19 protein-coding genes are annotated in these 18,187 nt (G+C 67.7%); 4 read left to right on the forward strand and 15 right to left on the reverse strand.

The features are described 5' to 3' along the window. Nucleotides 1-14 precede the first annotated feature (14 nt). The 4 genes from KAJ83_RS07590 to KAJ83_RS07605 are packed head-to-tail and all read right to left on the reverse strand — an operon-like array spanning nucleotide 15 to nucleotide 3,307. A complete protein-coding gene (locus KAJ83_RS07590; protein ID WP_210681449.1) occupies nucleotides 15-824 on the reverse strand; it encodes a hypothetical protein in 810 nt (269 codons plus the stop codon). Continuing rightward, nucleotides 824-1,894, reverse strand: coding sequence for a glycosyltransferase family 4 protein (locus KAJ83_RS07595; protein WP_210681450.1), 1,071 nt, complete (start codon nucleotides 1,892-1,894; stop codon nucleotides 824-826). Before KAJ83_RS07595 ends, KAJ83_RS07590 begins: the two co-directional genes overlap by 1 nt. Further along, nucleotides 1,891-2,295, reverse strand: coding sequence for a 6-pyruvoyl trahydropterin synthase family protein (locus tag KAJ83_RS07600; protein ID WP_210681451.1), 405 nt, complete (start codon nucleotides 2,293-2,295; stop codon nucleotides 1,891-1,893). The genes KAJ83_RS07595 and KAJ83_RS07600 overlap by 4 nt, the downstream gene beginning before the upstream one ends. 10 nt (nucleotides 2,296-2,305) lie before the next feature. Next, nucleotides 2,306-3,307, reverse strand: a complete 1,002-nt coding sequence (locus KAJ83_RS07605) for a zinc-dependent alcohol dehydrogenase (protein WP_210681452.1) — start codon at nucleotides 3,305-3,307, stop codon at nucleotides 2,306-2,308. A 71-nt stretch (nucleotides 3,308-3,378) separates the two neighbouring features. Here KAJ83_RS07605 and KAJ83_RS07610 point away from each other — a divergent pair, with 71 nt between their 5' ends. Together KAJ83_RS07610 and KAJ83_RS07615 are read left to right on the forward strand one after the other, a co-directional pair. Continuing rightward, complete coding sequence (locus KAJ83_RS07610; RefSeq protein ID WP_210681453.1) at nucleotides 3,379-4,149, forward strand: CDP-alcohol phosphatidyltransferase family protein; 771 nt, start codon at nucleotides 3,379-3,381, stop codon at nucleotides 4,147-4,149. After that, nucleotides 4,146-4,778, forward strand: coding sequence for a YceI family protein (locus KAJ83_RS07615; protein ID WP_210681454.1), 633 nt, complete (start codon nucleotides 4,146-4,148; stop codon nucleotides 4,776-4,778). The genes KAJ83_RS07610 and KAJ83_RS07615 overlap by 4 nt, the downstream gene beginning before the upstream one ends. A gap of 19 nt (nucleotides 4,779-4,797) precedes the next feature. Here the strand turns inward: KAJ83_RS07615 and KAJ83_RS07620 are convergent, their stop codons facing one another. From KAJ83_RS07620 to KAJ83_RS07630, 3 genes are all read right to left on the reverse strand, one after another. After that, nucleotides 4,798-5,577 carry an SDR family NAD(P)-dependent oxidoreductase gene (locus KAJ83_RS07620; protein ID WP_210681455.1) on the reverse strand — a complete coding sequence of 260 codons (780 nt, stop codon included), beginning with the start codon at nucleotides 5,575-5,577 and terminating at the stop codon, nucleotides 4,798-4,800. A 1-nt stretch (nucleotide 5,578) separates the two neighbouring features. Further along, entirely contained in the window at nucleotides 5,579-6,526 is a 948-nt protein-coding gene (locus KAJ83_RS07625; protein WP_210681456.1) for an NAD(P)H-dependent flavin oxidoreductase, read from the reverse strand. Between the two features lie 167 nt (nucleotides 6,527-6,693). Further along, nucleotides 6,694-7,701 (reverse strand): Ldh family oxidoreductase, encoded by a 1,008-nt coding sequence (locus KAJ83_RS07630; protein ID WP_210681457.1) that lies wholly within the window; start codon nucleotides 7,699-7,701, stop codon nucleotides 6,694-6,696. A 417-nt stretch (nucleotides 7,702-8,118) separates the two neighbouring features. On the opposite strand from KAJ83_RS07630, the gene KAJ83_RS07635 reads away from it, so the two are divergent. After that, a complete protein-coding gene (locus KAJ83_RS07635; protein ID WP_210681458.1) occupies nucleotides 8,119-8,871 on the forward strand; it encodes a DUF1194 domain-containing protein in 753 nt (250 codons plus the stop codon). Here KAJ83_RS07635 and ribD read toward each other — a convergent pair. From ribD to KAJ83_RS07670, 7 genes are all read right to left on the reverse strand, one after another. Next, nucleotides 8,868-9,998, reverse strand: coding sequence for a bifunctional diaminohydroxyphosphoribosylaminopyrimidine deaminase/5-amino-6-(5-phosphoribosylamino)uracil reductase RibD (gene ribD / locus KAJ83_RS07640; protein WP_246484316.1), 1,131 nt, complete (start codon nucleotides 9,996-9,998; stop codon nucleotides 8,868-8,870). The genes KAJ83_RS07635 and ribD overlap by 4 nt on opposite strands. A gap of 92 nt (nucleotides 9,999-10,090) precedes the next feature. Continuing rightward, the gene (locus KAJ83_RS07645; protein WP_210681459.1) at nucleotides 10,091-10,576 is read right to left on the reverse strand and encodes an MgtC/SapB family protein; all 486 of its coding nucleotides are present in this window, start codon (nucleotides 10,574-10,576) and stop codon (nucleotides 10,091-10,093) included. 102 nt (nucleotides 10,577-10,678) lie between these two features. Further along, nucleotides 10,679-11,983: a glycolate oxidase subunit GlcF gene (gene glcF, locus KAJ83_RS07650; protein WP_210681460.1), complete on the reverse strand. Its 1,305-nt coding sequence runs from the start codon at nucleotides 11,981-11,983 to the stop codon at nucleotides 10,679-10,681. Nucleotides 11,984-11,990: 7 nt separating this feature from the next. After that, entirely contained in the window at nucleotides 11,991-13,217 is a 1,227-nt protein-coding gene (locus KAJ83_RS07655) for an FAD-binding protein (RefSeq protein ID WP_210681461.1), read from the reverse strand. Nucleotides 13,218-13,317: 100 nt separating this feature from the next. Further along, a complete protein-coding gene (locus tag KAJ83_RS07660) occupies nucleotides 13,318-14,805 on the reverse strand; it encodes an FAD-linked oxidase C-terminal domain-containing protein (RefSeq protein ID WP_210681462.1) in 1,488 nt (495 codons plus the stop codon). 342 nt (nucleotides 14,806-15,147) lie between these two features. Next, nucleotides 15,148-15,273, reverse strand: a complete 126-nt coding sequence (ykgO, locus tag KAJ83_RS07665) for a type B 50S ribosomal protein L36 (RefSeq protein WP_210681463.1) — start codon at nucleotides 15,271-15,273, stop codon at nucleotides 15,148-15,150. A 177-nt stretch (nucleotides 15,274-15,450) separates the two neighbouring features. Continuing rightward, complete coding sequence (locus KAJ83_RS07670) at nucleotides 15,451-16,449, reverse strand: class I SAM-dependent methyltransferase (protein WP_210681464.1); 999 nt, start codon at nucleotides 16,447-16,449, stop codon at nucleotides 15,451-15,453. 278 nt (nucleotides 16,450-16,727) lie between these two features. On the opposite strand from KAJ83_RS07670, the gene KAJ83_RS07675 reads away from it, so the two are divergent. Further along, the gene (locus KAJ83_RS07675) at nucleotides 16,728-17,267 is read left to right on the forward strand and encodes a GNAT family N-acetyltransferase (protein ID WP_210681465.1); all 540 of its coding nucleotides are present in this window, start codon (nucleotides 16,728-16,730) and stop codon (nucleotides 17,265-17,267) included. Here the strand turns inward: KAJ83_RS07675 and KAJ83_RS07680 are convergent. Continuing rightward, entirely contained in the window at nucleotides 17,221-17,784 is a 564-nt protein-coding gene (locus KAJ83_RS07680; protein WP_210681466.1) for a PAS domain-containing protein, read from the reverse strand. The two genes, KAJ83_RS07675 and KAJ83_RS07680, sit on opposite strands and share 47 nt — an antisense overlap. Nucleotides 17,785-18,187: the final 403 nt, after the last annotated feature.

The raw sequence follows: 18,187 nt of genomic DNA on the forward strand, positions 1-18,187 counted from the left end.
TACCCGCCCGGCTGTTACGCCTCTGCGGTAATCCGCATCAGATGATCGCGATGGCCAACCACATGATGGCTGCGCCGGGCCGCGATATGGGCGCGGCGGCGGGCGGCCCAATCCGTCACCACGGCGGCGCGGGCGGGCGCCATATCCCCCGCTACCCCGGCATAGCCGTCGAGCAGCGCCTGCTGCAGCGCCCCCTCCGACGGATCGAGGCGCCAGGCGCTGTCCGCCGCCTCCACCGCGTAACCGGCGCGGGCGAAGCAATCCGCGACCGCTTCCGGCGCGGCGGGGCCGAGCGCGGGACCGAAGCCCTTGTCGCCCGCCATGTGCCGGTGCAGCAGGTCCGCGACCTCCGCATCCTCCGGTTCCTGCGGCTGCCAGCCGTGGCGGACATCCAGGGTCAGCGCGAAATGGAGAAGCGGCACCCGGGCCGCCGCCAGAAGCCGGGCAAGACGATCCAGCCATTCGGCGGAGACGAGATCGAGAAAGGCGCTCGCCGTCACCAGATCGACGTCGTCCAGCGGCAGCGTGTCTAGGTCTTCCGCCAAGTCCATCACCCGCGTCTCCACCGGCCCGGCGGCCGCCAGCAAGGCCGCATCGCCATCGACCAAAAGCCAGCGCTGATCGCGCGGCAGGCGCGGTGCCAGATAACGCCGGTTATTTCCGGCCCCGGCGGCAAGGTCGAGAACCCGCAGCGGACCCGGGCGGTCCGCCGGCACCGTCTCCTCGACCGCGCGGGCGAGCGCGACATCCAGGCCCGCGCGTTCGCGCGCCGCGCTGTCGGCCCCTTCACGCAAACTCAGCCAATCATTCGTGAAGGCGCTCATTACAATTCCTCCGGAAAGGTCAACGTGGCGGCGAAGGCACGGGTCCGGTCGACCCAATCCGGCAGACGGCCGCGCGCCGCCTCGGCCCTCCTGGCGAATTCGCGCCAAGTAGCCGGATCATCGACGAGCCGACCGATCGCATCGCGCAGTTCACCGACCGCGCCCGGCGTCACCGCTATCCCGGCCCCGGCCGGCAGGGTGTCGGCCAGGGCGCCGCCCGTGGTCGTCACGACCGGCAGGCCGTGTGCTATAGCCTCCGTCACGACCATTCCGAACCCCTCGTAATGAGAGGGCAGAACGAACAGATCGGCCGACCGATAGAGCCGGTCGAGCATATCCTCCGCCACCTCCCCCCGCATCTCGACCTTCCCGGATAGGCCGAGATCATCGAGCAGCCGATGAAGCGTCGCCGCATGGCCGGGGTCCAGATCGGTCTTACCGACGCAGACGAGGCGCCAGCCCACGACGCCCCGCGCCTCCAGATCCGCCAGCGCCCGGAACAGGATATCGTGCCCCTTGCGCGGGATCAGGCTCGCCGCGCAGAACAGGGTCACCGGCCGGCCCGGCCCCTCCGCCGCCCGGTCGCGCGGGGCGGCGACGGGCTCGGTGCCGGGCTCCACCACATGGATGCGCGACGCCTCCACCCCGAAATCGCCCAGGCGCCGGGCGGTGAACCGGCTGGTTACGATCACCCGGCGGGCGTGGGCAAGCGCGACGCGCTCGCTCTCGAAAAGCCGGTCGCGCTCGGCGGGGTCGAGCCCGCTTTCATCGCATAGCGGGTGATGGACGAGGGCGACGAGACGCAGACGCCCCCCATGGCGCGCCGCCACGTCCGGCACCGCGCCGTGGACGAGACCGTCGATCACCGCGACCGTACCATCCGGAAGCGCCGACAAATCCCGGTCCAGCCCATCCCGCGCGCGCCCGTCCGGCGACGGCCATGCGCCCGGCGCGGCGATCACCGCGACCCGCGCGCCATTCTCGCGCAACCCCTCTACGATCCGCCGGTCGTAGATCGAACCGCCGGTCCGGCTCTCCAGGCTGCCGGGGACGACGAAGGCGAGGCTCATTCGCGCAACACACCCTCGTAACTGGCCCAGGCGGCATGCGATTCGCCCAGCGTGACCTTGAGCCCGACGAGCCCCTTCGCCCCCACCCCCAGATCGCCCGCGGCGATCCGCGCGGCCATGGCGTCGAAGACGGCGCGGGCCATGAACTCGGTCGTGGTGTTGATCCCCTCGAATTCGACCATCTCGTCGAGATTCCGGAAATTATAGGCGCCCAGGACCTGCTTCAGCACCCCGGTCGCGCGGCCGATATCGACGACGACATTGTCGGCGTCCAGGGCCTCCCGGCGGAATTCGACATCCACGACATAGGTCGCGCCGTGCAGGGCCTGGGCCGGGCCGAAGGTTTCCCCCCGGAAGCTGTGGGCGATCATGAAATGATCGCGAACCGTCACCGAATACATTCTCGCTCCTTCACGCGCCGCCCGTTCCATTTCCATAACGGATGCGGTGACACAGCACGCGGGCATCCGCCGCGACCGGCCCCATGACATGCGGCAGATCCTCGAACCGATCCTCGCCCGTGATCAGGGCGTCGAGCACCGGGTCACGCAATAGGTCGAGCGCGAGGCTCATCCGCGCCCGATGGCTCCACCGCGCCTGACGATGCGCCGGCAACCGCCCGACCTGGGAAGAGATGAGGTGAAGACGCCGCGAATGAAAGGCCTCCCCCAGCGGTAAGGGCACCACGCGGTCGCCGTACCAGGACATCTCCACGATCCGCCCCTCCAGCCCGGCGAGATCGAGCGCCTGGGCGAGGCCCGCCGGATTGCCGCTGGCATGGAAGACGAGATCGCAGGCCCCCTCGGCGGTGCGCGCCTCATCCGGCGTGCGGAAGGCAAGGCCGAGAGCGTCCGCGATCTCCCGCTTCTCCTCCAGCGGGTCGATCAGGGCGACCCGTATCCCCGGCAGCTGCGCGACCAGATAGGCGACGAGGCATCCGACGACGCCCGCGCCGACGACGGCGATACGCTCGCCGAGGACCGGCGCCGCGTCCCAGCAGGCATTGACCGCCGTCTCCATGTTCGCGGCCAGGACCGCGCGGTCGGACGGCAACCCTTCCGGCAGGGGCACGGCCATGTCCGCCGGCACCTGAAAGCGCGTCTGATGCGGATGCAGGCAGAAGACGTCGCGCCCGCGCACCCCCTCCGGCCCGTCGATCACGCGGCCGACGGCGATATAGCCGTACTTCACCGGCGCCGGGAACCGGCCGACCTGAAACGGCGCGCGCATGGCGTCGATCTGGCTGGCCGGCACTTCGTTACGCCAGACCAGCGATTCGGTTCCCCGGCTGATGGCGCTGAAATACGTCTCGACCCGCACCATATCGGATGTCAGCGGTTCGAGCGCCTCGATACGGATCTCGCCCGTCTCCCGGCCCGTGATCCAGAAGGCGAAGGCCTCGCTATCGCTCATGACTACCTCGTTCGGGGCGTGCCCGGGAAAGCCCGGACACGGATGCTTCGGGGGAACGGCAGGGCCGTGCAATGAATGCTGTCGCGACAGACCATAAACCGCTCCTCGCCGATTTGAAACGCGATGGCTGGCAGGCCGTGTTCGCCGGGGGAGCCGCCTGCCTGACCATCGCGCTGGCGCTGCAACTCGGCCATGACCTGGATTGGTGGCAGACGGCGGGGGCGCTGGTCTCCTACGCCGCGATGATCACCCTGGGCGCGCGGTGGTTGCCGGCGCACCTGCCGCATGCGGTTCTGGGGCCCGCGAATCGGGTAACGGTGCTGCGCGCCGCCCTGATCGCGACTCTGATGCCGCTGGTCCTGCTGCTCGACGAGGCCGGGTGGAGCGTGCCGTCGATCGCGCTGGCGGCGCTCGCCCTCGACGCGGTGGACGGATGGACCGCCCGGCGCTTCGGCGTGGCGAGCGATTTCGGCGCGCGCATCGACCGGGAATTGGACGCGCTCACGGTGTTGGTGCTCTCCCTGCTGCTCTGGCGTGTCGGCGATATGGGGGCGTGGGTGCTGGCGGCCGGGCTTTGGCGTTACCTCTTCCTGATCCTGGGCCGGGTCGACCGGCGGTTCGCGGTGCCGTTGGCGCCGGCGCCGTGGCGCGCCTGGGCCTGCGGCCTATCGGTCGGATTGCTGATCCTGGGGCTGGTCCCGGCGCTACCGCCGGGGGGCGCCGTCGTCGCCGGTATTGTGGCGGTGGCCGCGCTCTCGACTTCGTTCCTGCGCGATATAGTCTCGCTGGCAAGACGGACCCCCGGGCCCGCCCACCACGAAGATACAGGGAGGACGCCATGACCCGCCTTCTCAACCGTCTTCCGAGGCGCCGCGCGCGCCTGGTTACGGTACTGGCCCTGATCCTATTCGCGGGATCGGCCATCACGCCGGACGCACGGGCGGAGCCGCGCAGCTTCACGCTCGATCCCGCGCATCTGCATGTCGGGTTCCTGACGGAGCATATCGGCTTCGCCCGGACCTTGGGTGTCTTCCGGGATGTCGAGGGAACCGTCGTCTTCGACGAGGAAGCGCCGGCCCTGCGGGAGATCGACGTGACGGTCCGAACGGACAGCGTCGATACCGGTCACGACGCGCGGGACGAGCATCTGCGCAGCGACGACTTCCTGGCCGTCGACGAATACCCCGAAATGACCTTCACCCTGACCGAGGCCACCCAAACCGGCGAGAATACCGGCACGATCACCGGCGATCTGACCATGCGCGGCGAAACGCACCCGGTCAGCCTGGACGTCACGCTGAACAAGACCGGACGCTATCCGTTCGGCGACGAGCATTATGCCGTCGGCATCTCCGCGCGCGGCAGCCTGAAGCGCAGCGATTGGGGCATGACCTACGGCGTGGACAATGGCCTCGTCGGCGACCGGGTGGAGATCATCATCGAGGCGGAATTGATCCGGGAGGAGGAATAACCCCTCTCAGCCGCGCCCCTTATCCCAGCGTCCGGCGCATCTTCCGCATGCCGCCGATCCAGCGGTCCAGGTCGTCCGCCCGCCGGCGGACATAGTCCGCGACCTCCGGGTGCGGCAGGATCAGGAAGCGTCCGGCCGCCACGCCATCAAGCGCCGCTTGCGCCACATCCTCCGCCGACAACGCGGCGGCGGCCATCGCCGCTTCCGGCCGGGGCGTCGCGCGCAGCATGCCGGTCGTCACCGCCTGCGGACACAGGGCCGAGACGCCGATGCCCCGATCCCCATGGGTGATGGCGAGATTCTGGGCGAAGGCCAGGGCGGCCGCCTTGGTCACCGCATAGGGCGCATGCCCGATCATGGTCAGCAACCCGGCGGCGGAGACGGTCAGCAACATATGCCCCCCGCCCCGGTGTTCCATCCCCGGCAGCGCCGCGCGGGCGAGCCGTACATGCGCCATGACGTTCAGGTCCCAGGAAAGGGTCCAGTCCGCATCCGGCGCGCTGGCCGCGTCCGCCGGGTCCGGGTCGGCGATCAGAACCCCGGCGTTGGAGCACATCAGGTCGATCCCGCCCATCGCCGCCTCCGCCCGGGCGATCAGGTCGGCGGGACCGTCGGGGTCGGTCAGATCGCTAGCCATGGCCTCCGCCCCGATCGCCGCCGCTTCGGCATCGAGGGCCGGTCCCGCCCGGTCGGACAGCACCACCGCGCCCGCCCCGCGCGCGACCAGCGCCCGGGCCAACGCCCGGCCGATGCCACCGGCGCCCCCGGTGACGAGACAACGTGCCCCTTCAATTCGCATTTCAGGCGGCATCGTTGAACCGCAAGCGGCCGGCCGCGTCCCGATACTCCGCCACGAGACGCGCGCAGAGGTCCGCCGTCGCCGGCAGATCGTCGATGCTGGTCACGCCATGGCCGGCGGACCAGACATCGCGCCAGGCCTTGGCCTCCCGCTCCCCGAAGTCGAAGGCGTCAGGCCCCTTGCCCGCGCCGTCTAGGCCGTTCCGCTCCAGGCTGGCTTTCAGGAAATTGGCGGGAACGCCGCTGATCTCCGGCGTATAGACGATATCGGCGGTCCCGGCCTCCAGGATCATCCGTTTGTAATCCGGGTCGGCGCGGCTTTCCGCCGTGGCGATGAAGCGCGTGCCCATATAGGCGAGGTCCGCGCCCATCATCCGCGCCGCCGCCACTTGATGACCATCGGAGATACCGCCGGCGAGAATGACCAGCCCGTCGAAGAACCGCCTAATCTCGTCCGTGAAGGCGAAGGGGTTGAGCGTGCCGGCATGGCCGCCCGCGCCCGCGCAAACCGCGATCAGGCCGTCGACACCCGCCTCCGCCGCCTTGCGCGCGTGACGGCCCTGCACGACGTCATGGAAGACGAGGCCGCCATAGCCGTGCACCGCCTCGATCACCTCCGGCCGGATACCGAGGGAAGTGATGACGACCGGCACCTGGTGGCGCACCGCGATCTCCAGATCCGCCTCCACCCGTGGATTGGAGGCATGGACGATGAGATTGATGCCGAAGGGCGCGGGCCGCTCCCCCGCCTGCCGCGCGGCCGCCAGGCGCTCCTCGATCTCCGTCAGCCACTGATCGAAGCCTTCCGAAGTGCGCTGATTCAGCGTCGGAAAGGTGCCCAAGACCCCACCCCGGCAGGTCTCCACCACCAGATCGGGGCCGGAGACCAGGAACATCGGCGAGGCGATCGCCGGGACCTTGAGCTGGGCGAGCAATTCATCGGGCGTCATGCGCGAATCCTTCCGGGGCGTTTCTTGACCTGGAGGGCCTAGGCCGGGAGCCTAGCCGGGGCCTATTGGTCTGATTGTCGGACAGCCGAAACTATGGTCGATGGCCGACGATCCGTCCAGGCTCCGCGACGGGCACTCCGGTATGGCGATGGGGCGGGCGCGGGCCCTCACATCATCTCGCGGATCTTCTCGTGCAGGGAGGTTGGGATCGTGATGCCGTCGGACGGCGTCTCTTTCCGGTTTCCGTAGCGCCGGGCGGAGGGAAGCCGGGTGCCGGGAATGCCGAGGAAGCGCTCGAAGAAGGTCTCGGAATGCGCCGCCCAACCGTCGGCATCGCCGAAACGGGCGGGATCGATGGCCATCATGAATTCCCCGCCGCGCGGCGGGCCGCCATCCTCCGCATCCTTCTCGGCCGCCTCGAAGCTGAACCATTCCCCGATCAACCCGGCCACCAGCAATTCCACCATCATCGCGATATTGGCGCCCTTATAGCCGCCGAAGGGAAGCTGCGCGCCCTTCAGGATCAGATTGGGGTCGGTCGTCTCCTCCCCGTCCGGGCCGATGCCGGTGCCGGGCGGCACCTCATGACCGTCGCGCGCGGCGATCTGGATTTCCCCCCGCGCCTTGGCGGAGGACGCCTGATCGAAGATCACCGGGTCCTTGCCGGGGCGCGGCCAGCCGAACGCCATCGGGTTCGTGCCGTAAAGCGCCTTGGTGCCCCCACCGGGGGTCACCACCGGCTTATAGGCGGTGAAGGCGAAGCCGACGAGACCGGCCTCCGTCAGCCGCTCCACCTCGATCCACAGGGCGGAGAAATGGTGGATCCGGGTCAACGCCAGCGCCGCGATACCCTGGCTCCTGGCCTTCTCGATCAGCGGCTCGTAACCGGCCTCATGCGCCACGGGGGCCATGGCACCGTCGCCATCCACCTTCACCGCGCCGGGGGCGAGGTCGATCACCGTCGGATCGGCCTTGCCGTTGATCTTGCCGGCGCGCAGCGAGGCGAGATAGCCCGGCAGGCGAAACAATCCATGACTGGCGCAGCGATCGCCCTCCGCGCGCATCATGTTGCGGGCGACGGCCTCGGCATTGCGCCGGTCGCAGCCATTGGCGAGGAACGCCTCGACGGCGAGAGTGAAGCCTTCTTCGAGGCTGAGCGTGACGGTGTCGGCCATGGAACGCGTACCTTCCCTGATGTTCCGGTTCTGAAATGCGGCGGGGACGCTAGAGCATGATGATAGGATATGGACCCATCCGAGATCGTTTTCCCGGGTTTCCGGCGAGAAGAGGGCGCGGGCGATGTGGGTCATCGTCAAGCGGCCTCGACGCGGTTCGGGGCCCCGGAAAAACGACCGAAGGCGCCGCTTGCGGCTCCCTGGACAGTGTCGCGCCGCGCTTCCGATGCCCCGCATCGCCGCGCGCGGCGCTCCTAGCCCAAGAAACCGAAACCGGCGTCTCGGATGGGTCCATATCCTATGATCATGCTCTAACACCTGGCGGCGGGGCTGTCTTCCATGCCGTCACTCGCCCGTCGCGCGATCCGCGCTATATTGTCGGATCGGGTATTCACGGTGACGATAAGGGGTTCCGCCATGGTGACAGGATATGCGTCCTCCCTCCGGTTCCTCCTGTTGGGGTTGATACTGGCCGCGCTGTCGTGGCCGATCCATGTGCCCACCGCACTCGCACAGCAAATGGATGTCGATCTGGAACTGGTGTTGGCGGCGGATGGCTCCGGCTCGATCGACGACGGCGAACTGGCGCTGCAGCGTGACGGCTATGCCGAGGCGATCGCCGATCCGGAAATCCTGACCCTGATCCAGGGCGGGCTGACCGGACGCATCGCGGTCGCCTATGTCGAATGGGGCGGCCCCTTCTCGCAGCATACCATCGTCGATTGGACCGTGATCGACGGGGCGGAGAGCGCGGCCGCCTTCGGCCGCTCCCTGCGGGCGGCGCCACGGCAGGCGACCGGCTACAATTCCATCTCCAACGCCATCGATTATTCCGTCACCATGATGGAGACGAACCGCTATGACGGCCTGAGGCGCATCGTCGACGTCTCCGCCGACGGCCCCAATATCGGCGGCCGGCCGATCACCGCCGCGCGGGACGAGGCGGTCTCGAAGGGGGTGACGATCAACGCCCTGCTCGTCCTGCACCGGGAAGGCGGCTTGCCCGGCTGGGACCCGGAGGAGCTGGTCGGCCATTACGAACGGGACGTGATCGGCGGGTTCGGCGCCTTCGTCATGACGGTGAACGAGAACCGCACCTTCGCCGAGGCCGTGCGCGCCAAGATGATCCTGGAGGTCGCCCGCGCTCTGGGCCTGGAGGACCGGCTTTAAACAGCCGCTACGGCGTCCAACGCAATCGGCCGCTCCCAGAGTTCCATCACATCGGCGCCGACCGGCCGCGTTTCAGCCAGCGTGAAGCGCCGCATGTCCGAAAGTGCCGCCAGCCCCATCGGCCCCACAGCGGCGAGGCCGTCCCCGCCGATAACCCCGCCCGCGCGGAACCAGGCGATCCGATCCACCAGCCCGGCGGACAACAGCCCGGCGGCGAGCGTGCCCCCCCCTTCCACCATCAGCCGCGTGACCCCGCGCTCGGCCAGCAGGGTCAGGGCGGCCACGGGGTCGATCCGCCCATCCCCGCCACGCGCGACGGGTGCGACCGACGCCCCGCCGATACCTGTGGGCGCGCCCACGCCCTCCCCGACAAGAACGAGGCTCGGCACCGCGCCGTCGGCGAGCTTCGCATCGGCGCCGAGGCGCCCCCGGCTGTCGAATACGACACGAAGGGGCGCCGGTCCCGGATCGCCAGGCAACCGCACCGTCAGGCTGGGATCGTCGGAGAGCGCCGTGCCGATCCCGACCGCGATGGCGTCATGGTCGGCGCGGATCTGGTGCGCGGCTTCCCGCGCGGCCGGTCCGGTGATCCATTGACTTTCCCCAACCGCCGTCGCGATGCGCCCGTCGAGCGTGGTGGCGAGCTTCAACGTCACCAGCGGCCGGCCGGCCGTCCGGTTGAGGATAAAGCCGAGGTTGAGGCGACGCGCCTCCCGCTCCAGCAATCCCGTCTCCACCGCGATACCGGCGGCGCGCAGCCGCGCGATCCCCCGGCCGGCGACCCGCGTGTCGGGATCGACCATGGCGGCGACGACACGGGCTATGCCGGCCTCGACCAAGGCATCGGCGCAGGGCGGGGTCGCGCCGTGATGGCTGCACGGCTCCAGCGTGACATAGGCGGTGGCACCCCGCGCGGCCACGCCCGCGCGGTAGAGCGCCTCGCGCTCCGCATGCGGGCGACCGCCCGGCTGGGTCCAACCGCGCCCGACGACATGTCCCGCGCGCACCAGCACGCACCCGACCGCCGGGTTGGGCGCGACCCGGCCCAGCCCCCGCGCGGCCAGTGTCAGCGCCGCGCGCATATGGGCCCGGTCGGCCAAGGTATCTTTCGGGACATCGACGCTCATGGGTGAAGTTTTTCGCCGGGCGGCCGACGGATCAAGCCCGTGCACAAGCGTCGGCGACATCGAAGCACACCGGATGCCACCGCCCCCCTTGCTCACGCGCCATGATCTTCCTTGTCGGCGAGTTGCGGGCGCAGGAATCCGAGCACGACCAGAATCGTCGCCATCGCCACGAACCCGATGAAGGCAAGGCCATAGAAGCCGAACCCGAGCGTCAGCCCCAAGACGCCGGAGGTCCATATGCTGGCTCCCGTCGCCGTGCCGCGCACGCCTTCCCCGTCATTCAGGCGGATGATCGCCCCGGCGCCGAGGAATCCTATGCCCGTCAGCACGCCTTCGATAATGCGCATGAAGTCGAGACGGACGGTATTCTCCGCGTCCCGATAATCGGCGAACAATTCCTGCGCCATGATCGCGACGATGCAGGTCGCGACACAGACGATCATGAAGGCACGGAAATCGATCGGTTTTCTCTTCCGCTCCCGGTCGAGGCCAAGCACCAGACCGAACAGCGCCGCTAGCGCGACCCGGATCAGAACCTCATGAACCGGCACCACATCGAAGTCGAAGAAGGTCGGCATCGATCGTCCCCCCTGCCGTGGAAAGAAACTTCGGAAAGCGAAGAGTCTATCGAAGCACAAGGCCGTGACAAGCGATACCGCGCGAGGCGTCGGCCCAAACGGTCAGCCCAAGCCAGCCGGTCGCGGACCACCCGTCGCCCAGTCCAGTAATTCGACCGTGTGCACCACCGGCAAGTCCGTCGCCCCGCCGATCTGCGTGAGGCAGCCGATATTGCCGCTGGCAACGAGGTCGGGCCGGGTGCGTTCGATATTGGCGACCTTGCGCGTCCTGAGGCGATCGGCGATTGCCGGCTGCATCAGGTTGTAGGTGCCGGCCGACCCGCAGCACAGATGCCCTTCCGCCGGCTCCACCACCGAGAAGCCGGCCGCCGCCAGCAAATCCTTCGGCGCGCGCGTGATCTTCTGGCCATGCTGCATCGAGCAGGCGGAATGATAGGCGACGGTCAGGGAATTCGCCCGCCCTTCAACTCCCTTGTCGCCCTCCGGCGGCAGCCCCTTTTCCGCCAGGAATTCCGTGATGTCCTTGGTAAGGGTGGAGACGGTCCGTGCCTTCTCCGCCATGTCGGGATCGGTGCGGAACATATAGCCGTAGTCCTTCACCGTCGTCCCGCACCCGGACGCGTTGATGATGACGGCATCCAGGGGCGCGCGCTCATGCTCCGCGATCCAGGCTTCGATATTCGCACGGGCCCAGCGGTGGCTGTCCTTCGTATCCCCCATGTGATGGGTCAGGGCGCCGCAGCACCCGGCGCCCCCCGCCACGACGACGTCATAGCCGCCGCGCGTCAACAGACGCACCGTCGCCTCGTTGATCTGCGGGGCCAGGACCTGCTGCGCGCAACCGGAAAGCATCGCGACACGTCCCTTCCTCGCCCCCTCCGCCGGGAAGGTTTGGGGGACGTCGACCGCGCTGACCTTCGGAATGCGGCGCGGCGCCATCCCCAGCATCGCCTTCATCCGTCCGGGGGCCAACGCCGCGAAAGGCTTCGCGAACCAAGCCCCCACCAGCGCCAGACGGAACAGTCCCGGACGCGGCAGCACGACCGACAACAGGCGGCGCAGCATCCGTTCCGGCAGCGGGCGGACATAGGTCTTCTCGATCCGCTCGCGCGCCTGATCGACGAGATGCATGTAATGGACGCCGGACGGGCAGGTCGTCATGCAGGAGAGGCAGGAAAGACAGCGGTCGATATGCTTCACCACCTTTTCCGAGGCCGGCTTGTCGTTCTCCAGCATATCCTTGATGAGGTAAATGCGGCCGCGCGGGCTGTCGAGCTCATCCCCCAGCAGCACATAGGTCGGACAGGTCGCCGTGCAGAAGCCGCAATGCACGCAGTTGCGGAGGATCTTGTTCGCCTCCTCGATATCCGGATCGGCGAGTTGGGCGAGCGTGAAATTGGTTTGCATCCCGCGCCTATACCCCTTCGTTCATCCGGCCGGGATTGAGCACCCGGTTGGGATCGAAACCATCCTTTATGCGCCGCGTGAGCGCCGCGACAGGCGCGGGCTCGGGCTGGAAGACGGGAATGGCGGCGCGCAACGCGTCTCCGCCCCGAAAAAGCTGGGCCCAACCGCTTCCCGTGGTCGCGACGGCATCGCGCACCAGCCCGTCCGCGCCGGTCCGGGGCGCGTCCACCGCGAGCCAGATGAGCCCACCGCCCCAGTCGCAATAAGCCTCCGCGCCCTTGATCCCGGCCGTCGCCGCGATGACCCGCGCGGCTTCCGTCGGCGGTACGGAAATCCGCCAGACGATCCGGTCATCATCGGCGCCGGCGAAGGGGGCGACGTCCCGCACCTCCCGCCAGAAGGCGTGGCTGCGGTGGCTGTGCAACTCCTCCGTCGCGCCGCGATCCTTCAACAAGGCGCGCAGCATCCCGCAGCGTGCCTCGACCGAGGGGCCGAAGCCCTCGACCCGCAGGGCCGCGACCGGCGCGCCTTCCCGCGCGACCATGTCGACGCCGCTGCGCGCGGCGACGGAAGCCGGAAGCCAGGCCGCGCCGGAGACCTCGCACGGGCTGTTGAGACCATCGGTCAGGGCCGCGATACCCGCCGCCGCATCCACGTCGAACAGCAGGACGGTGCGCGTTTTCGCCCCGCGCGGCAGAACCTTCACGGTGACGCCGTGCATGGCGCCAAGCGTGCCCCAACTACCCGCCATCAACTTGCAAAGGTCGTAGCCGGTCACGTTCTTGACGACGCGCCCACCGGATTTGAAGGCCTGCCCCCGTCCGGAAACCGCCTCGAACCCCAGGAAATGGTCGCGCGCGGCCCCCTGCTTGATTCGCCGGGGGCCGGAGAGATTAGCGGCCAGCACGCCGCCCAGCGTGCCCATTCCCGGCACGCGGAGAAGTGCGGAGAAGTCCGGCGGCTCGAACGCCAGTTCCTGGCCCGCTGCCTCCAGCGCCGCCTCGACCTCCGCCATCGGGGTCGCGGCGCCGGCGCTCAGGACGAGTTCCGCCGGCTCATGGAGCGATATCCCGGTAAAAGCCGAAAGGTCGAGCGTAAAGGCCGTCTGCATGGGACGGCCAAGGCCGCGTTTCGTGCCCGTGCCGACGAGTTCCAGAGGTTTGCGGTCGGAATTCGCCCAGGCGATGGCGTCGAGAAGCTGGGCCGGTGTTTCGGGCTTGAGGGCCTGGGTCATCGGAATGCCCCCTCGCGCTCATGGGGGCACGTCATAATGCTCCTTCCCCCTTCATTGGGAAGGATCGAACCGGGATAGCACGCCGGACATCCCCCATCCCTCAAAACCTCGGCAGGTCGGGGAAAGGCAATTGCCCCCGATGGATATGCATGCGCCCCAGTTCCGCGCAGCGGTGCAGGATCGGGAACACCTTGCCCGGATTCAGCAGCCCGTCCGGATCGAAGGCGCATTTGACGCGCTGCTGCTGGGCCAGGTCGTCCGCGTTGAACATCGTGCCCATCAGGTCACGCTTCTCCACGCCCACGCCGTGCTCGCCCGTCAGCACGCCGCCGACCTCGACGCAGAGCTTTAGGATATCACCGCCGAATTCCTCGGCGCGTTCCAACTCCCCGGGCTTGTTCGCGTCGTACATGATAAGGGGGTGCAGATTGCCGTCGCCCGCATGGAAGACGTTCGCCACGCCAAGGCCGTGATGCTCCGACAATTCCCGCATGCGCCGCAGCACCAGGGGAAGCTGGCCGCGCGGGATCGTGCCGTCCATGCAGTAATAATCGGGGGAAATACGGCCGATCGCGGGGAAGGCCGCCTTGCGACCGGCCCAGAAGCGGGCCCGCTCCTCCTCCGACTCGGAGACACGGACGGAGACCGCGCCCTTTTCCTCCGCGATCGCGCGCACCCGCTCGATCAGGTGATCGACCTCCGCCTCGGGCCCGTCCAGCTCGACGATCAGCAGCGCCTCCACGTCGAGCGGATAACCGGCCTGGACGAACGCCTCCGCCGCCTTGATGGCGGGCCGGTCCATCATCTCCATGCCGCCCGGAATGATTCCGTCGGCGATGATGCCCGCGACGCAATCGCCCGCCGCCTCGCTGGTCGGAAAGCCGACGAGCAGGGCCCGCGCGCTCGACGGTTTCGGCAGGAGGCGGACCGTCACCTCCGTCACCACGCCCAACAGCCCCTCCGACCCCGTCAGCAGGCCGAGCAGGTCGTAACCGGCGCTGTCCAGATGCTTGCCGCCGATACGCAGGATCTCGCCATCCATCGTCACCAGTTCGATGCCGAGCAGGTTGTTGGTGGTGAGGCCATATTTCAGGCAATGCACACCGCCGGAGTTCTCCGCCACATTGCCGCCGATGGAACACGCGATCTGGCTCGACGGATCGGGCGCGTAATAGAAGCCGTCGGCCTGAACCGCCGTGGTGATGGCCAGATTCGTGACCCCCGGCTGCACCCGGGCGCAACGGTTGTCGTAATCAACCTCCAGGATACGGTTGAACTTCCCCAGGCCCAGAATGATCCCGTCGGCGAGCGGAAGCGACCCACCGGAGAGCGAGGTGCCCGCCCCGCGGGGCACGATCTTGATACCATGCGCCTTGCAATAGCGCATCACGGCAGCGACCTGCTCCACCGTCTCGGGCAAACAGACGATCAACGGCAGGGTGCGATAGGCGGTAAGACCATCGGATTCATAGGGACGCAGCTCGTCCTCGTCGACGATCACGCCCTCCCCCGGCACGATCGCCCGCAGTTCCTCGGCGATCGCCGCGCGCCGCGCGATGACGCCCTTATCGGGGGCCGGCATCTCCATGGCGGTTATTCCTCCCTCGCGCGATGGACGCCATTCTTGCTTATGCGCCTTGCTTGTGCCGTTGGCCCTATCGCGGGATCAGTATGACAAGCCCATGACGCGTGCTCAATGGGCACACGCCAAGTGGTATTACCAATTCACGAAGAAGAGCTCAAGCATCTCGCGGGGCCGTGTCTGACAATGTCGGACAATCGGGAATGGCGAGAAAGCGGCGCATGGAAGGGACCCAACAAACACGAAGCCGGCCGCGGCCTCCATGACCGCGACCGGCTTCGTGTTTCCGAACCCTCGCCCCATCCCGCGCGGCGCCGTGCAAGGGCGCGCGGGTGCGGGCATGACGGATCAGCCCTGGCGGGCCTTCATCCGCTTGTTCTTGGAATTAATGACATAGACGCGCCCGCGACGGCGGATCACGCGGCAATTCTTATCCCGCTTCTTGAGCGTCTTCAGCGAAGAGGCGACACGCATCGCACCAACTCCCGATCCTGGTATCCCAACCATTGAACAAGGGCCGAAGCGCGCGCCAGACGAAACCGTCGCGCGTCCCCGGCCCGGAACCGCGCGGAAAATAGGCAGGGCGCCTCGGCTTGTCAAATGCTTCCGCGCCAATTTCCGGCAAGCGGAGAGAGACGGCGACGGCACGCCCTATAGCGTCTCTCCTCCCCGGATAGCATGCGCGCGCACATAGCGGAGCGCACCGGAATCAAGGGCATTGCCAAGCAGCAGCCAATACTCCGCCTCGCTTAGCATCATCCTTCCGAAGGTCTTGGTCATCTCCGACTTGTCCAAGCCATCGGCGAAACGGGCCCATCCCGCGCGCAGCATGCTGGAATATTTCTCGCTCTCATCCTCATAGATACGCAAATCCAAGCGTTTGGAGAGCAATTCCCTTTTCAGGTCCGCCATCGTCCAGAGGGTGGATTCCAGTCCGCCGGGGGCGCGCTGGGCATCGAATTTCAGCCAGCGCGTAACCAATGGATCGGCCAGCGCCGCCTCATCGCGCAACACGAAATCGGTGATGATCAGATGCCCGCGTGGCCGCAAGGCGTTGAAGGCGGTATCGAGCAGCTTCGGCTTGTTGCGAATGCGGTTGAAACGTTCGCGCATCAGGATACCGTCGACCGACTTCTCCGGCAGGTCGAAAGTCTCCTCGTCCAGCGCATGGATCGGCGCGCGGCGCTCCTGGCCGTGCCTGCGCGAAAGTTCCATCGCGTGCCCGGCCAGTTCCGCGTCCGATTCATAGCCGACGATCCAAAGGTCCAGCGCCGACGCCAGACGCCGCGTTCCACCGCCCAGCCCCGCGGCGAGATCGATCGCGCTCTTGGTGGAATCGAGGCCCATCGGCTTGGCGAGTTCGAGGCTGTACTGGCTGCCCCCCGGACGCACGACTTCGTCGTTCTCATCCTCCCCCCAAAGCCGTTGGCAGAAACTGCGCCGGCTCGCCGTCCAGCGTCCGGTCTCCTCCGGCTCCCGCGGGGGCGGTCCCACGACGTCCGCACGCTCTCCCATGCCGCGGCCGACGCCCATGAGATGGCGCGGATTGACACCTTCCCACCACGCCTTGACCCGGACCGCGAAGGGAATCGACCCATCGGGCACGTTATCGGCCCTTCGCCCACCCTTGTTTCTCTCGCCGATCGCCATGCCCGTTATCCTCGCGAAGCCGCGCCGTCCCGTCCAGCATTCTTGCCCATCCCCCAGTCATATCGGGGTAAAATCCATGCAAAAGAACACCATGCCAGTTAAAGTCGCGTTAAACGGAAGAAGTCCGGCCTATCCTGCAGCGGCCGTTCGGCCGACGAACCTTCCATCCATCGCGCTTTCAACTAGGCGGCGGGGCGCCTCGGCGATATTGTCGCGCCCGCGCGGACGCACGCTGCCCTCTTCTCAGCCGCCCTCTTTCTCAACCGGGAGAATCGCCCATGTCCCCCCCGCAGCCATGCCAAATCCGCGATTCCCGCGCCGAGGATATTTCCGCCATCGCCTTGATCTATGCCCGCGAAGTGGAAACGGGCGTGGCGAGCTTCGAACTCGTCGCACCGGACGTTTCGGAAATGGCCCGCCGCAGAGAGGGGCTGCTGGCCGATGGGCTACCGCATCTCGTGGCGGAAATCGACGGCCATGTCGCGGGCTACGCCTATGCCGGCTTCTATCGGCCGCGGCGGGCCTATCGCTTCACGGTCGAGAATTCGGTTTATGTCGCTGAATGGGCTCGGCGCCGAGGTGTCGCGAAGATGCTGATGGCCGAGTTGATCGCGCGCTGCGAAGCGCTCGGCAAGCGTCAGATGATGGCCGTGATTAGTGCCGGCGACGCCTCGGTCGCGCTGCATGCGGCGCTCGGCTTCGCCGAGGTCGGCCGCGCGCGGGCCATCGGCTGGAAACATGAGCGCTGGATCGACGTGGTGACCATGCAACTCACTCTCGGCGCGGGGGGAGAGTGTCCACCGGACGCGTCGTCATAGTGGAAATGGCGGGACGGCCGATGTTCGACGCGGCTTCCGAATAATGCACGCCCAGCAGCATCTCCACCGACCGGCCACCGCGTCTGAGCGGCATGAATAACGAACTGTAGCGCATATGCCCGCGATCCTGCCAATCGAGCGTCTCGATCCGGATCCAAAGCCGCCCGGCGACGGCATCCTCGTATTGCGCCCATGCATTCGGGAACTGGGACCGGGGCATCATGTCGCTCAGGCGACGTCCGGTGCATTCGCCCTCGAAATCGACGATTCGGGTGCCGACCAGGCGGAAGAAATAATCATGGGGGCGACCATCCTCCCCCTTCTCGATATCCAACAGGGTCAGATAGGGCGCCGCCTGTGGAATATCGAGCAACGGATCGATCGCCGCGCGATCCGGCGGGACCAGCATGGAATCGCGGCCAGGCACGCATTCGCGCCAATATTCGAAGACTTCACGCGCAATCGCGAAGGCGGGCTCCGCGAGGGTCCCTTCGAGGTCGTCCACCCGTTCCGACATGATATGGCCGTTTTCCCAAATCCCGTTCCCCCATCCGAGGACGAGGATAACCCGCTTTCGGCCCTGGCCGAAAGCACCGGACTGGCGATGGAGAGGAATCCACCTGACGAAGAACGTCCCACGCGCGCGCCGACGGCCGAGACCGTGGCGCGTTCATTTTGAACCGCCCGGGATCGATTATCCGGGTTTCCGGCCCACGGCCCCATGGGAAAGGGCGCGCGGGCGATGTGGTTCATCGTCAAGCGGCCTCGACGCGGTTCGGGGTCCCGGAAAATCGACCGAAGGCGTCGCTTTCGGCTCCCCAAGGGCATGGGGGGCGACGTCGCCCCGTGCTTCCGATGCCCCGCATCGCCGCGCGCGGCGCTCCTAGCCCAAGAAACCGAAAGCGGCGTCCCGGATAGGT

It is taken from the genome of Marivibrio halodurans (genome assembly GCF_017963645.1).
GTDB classification, from domain to species: domain Bacteria; phylum Pseudomonadota; class Alphaproteobacteria; order UBA8366; family Aestuariispiraceae; genus Marivibrio; species Marivibrio halodurans.

Coding starts and splice junctions, on each gene's coding strand:
- KAJ83_RS07590 (WP_210681449.1), bottom strand. CDS start 824: ATGAGCGCCTTCACGAATGATTGGCTGAGTTTGCGTGAAGGGGCCGAC.
- KAJ83_RS07595 (WP_210681450.1), bottom strand. CDS start 1,894: ATGAGCCTCGCCTTCGTCGTCCCCGGCAGCCTGGAGAGCCGGACCGGC.
- KAJ83_RS07600 (WP_210681451.1), bottom strand. CDS start 2,295: ATGTATTCGGTGACGGTTCGCGATCATTTCATGATCGCCCACAGCTTC.
- KAJ83_RS07605 (WP_210681452.1), bottom strand. CDS start 3,307: ATGAGCGATAGCGAGGCCTTCGCCTTCTGGATCACGGGCCGGGAGACG.
- KAJ83_RS07610 (WP_210681453.1), top strand. CDS start 3,379: ATGAATGCTGTCGCGACAGACCATAAACCGCTCCTCGCCGATTTGAAA.
- KAJ83_RS07615 (WP_210681454.1), top strand. CDS start 4,146: ATGACCCGCCTTCTCAACCGTCTTCCGAGGCGCCGCGCGCGCCTGGTT.
- KAJ83_RS07620 (WP_210681455.1), bottom strand. CDS start 5,577: ATGCGAATTGAAGGGGCACGTTGTCTCGTCACCGGGGGCGCCGGTGGC.
- KAJ83_RS07625 (WP_210681456.1), bottom strand. CDS start 6,526: ATGACGCCCGATGAATTGCTCGCCCAGCTCAAGGTCCCGGCGATCGCC.
- KAJ83_RS07630 (WP_210681457.1), bottom strand. CDS start 7,701: ATGGCCGACACCGTCACGCTCAGCCTCGAAGAAGGCTTCACTCTCGCC.
- KAJ83_RS07635 (WP_210681458.1), top strand. CDS start 8,119: ATGGTGACAGGATATGCGTCCTCCCTCCGGTTCCTCCTGTTGGGGTTG.
- ribD (WP_246484316.1), bottom strand. CDS start 9,998: ATGAGCGTCGATGTCCCGAAAGATACCTTGGCCGACCGGGCCCATATG.
- KAJ83_RS07645 (WP_210681459.1), bottom strand. CDS start 10,576: ATGCCGACCTTCTTCGACTTCGATGTGGTGCCGGTTCATGAGGTTCTG.
- glcF (WP_210681460.1), bottom strand. CDS start 11,983: ATGCAAACCAATTTCACGCTCGCCCAACTCGCCGATCCGGATATCGAG.
- KAJ83_RS07655 (WP_210681461.1), bottom strand. CDS start 13,217: ATGACCCAGGCCCTCAAGCCCGAAACACCGGCCCAGCTTCTCGACGCC.
- KAJ83_RS07660 (WP_210681462.1), bottom strand. CDS start 14,805: ATGGAGATGCCGGCCCCCGATAAGGGCGTCATCGCGCGGCGCGCGGCG.
- ykgO (WP_210681463.1), bottom strand. CDS start 15,273: ATGCGTGTCGCCTCTTCGCTGAAGACGCTCAAGAAGCGGGATAAGAAT.
- KAJ83_RS07670 (WP_210681464.1), bottom strand. CDS start 16,449: ATGGCGATCGGCGAGAGAAACAAGGGTGGGCGAAGGGCCGATAACGTG.
- KAJ83_RS07675 (WP_210681465.1), top strand. CDS start 16,728: ATGTCCCCCCCGCAGCCATGCCAAATCCGCGATTCCCGCGCCGAGGAT.
- KAJ83_RS07680 (WP_210681466.1), bottom strand. CDS start 17,784: ATGTCGGAACGGGTGGACGACCTCGAAGGGACCCTCGCGGAGCCCGCC.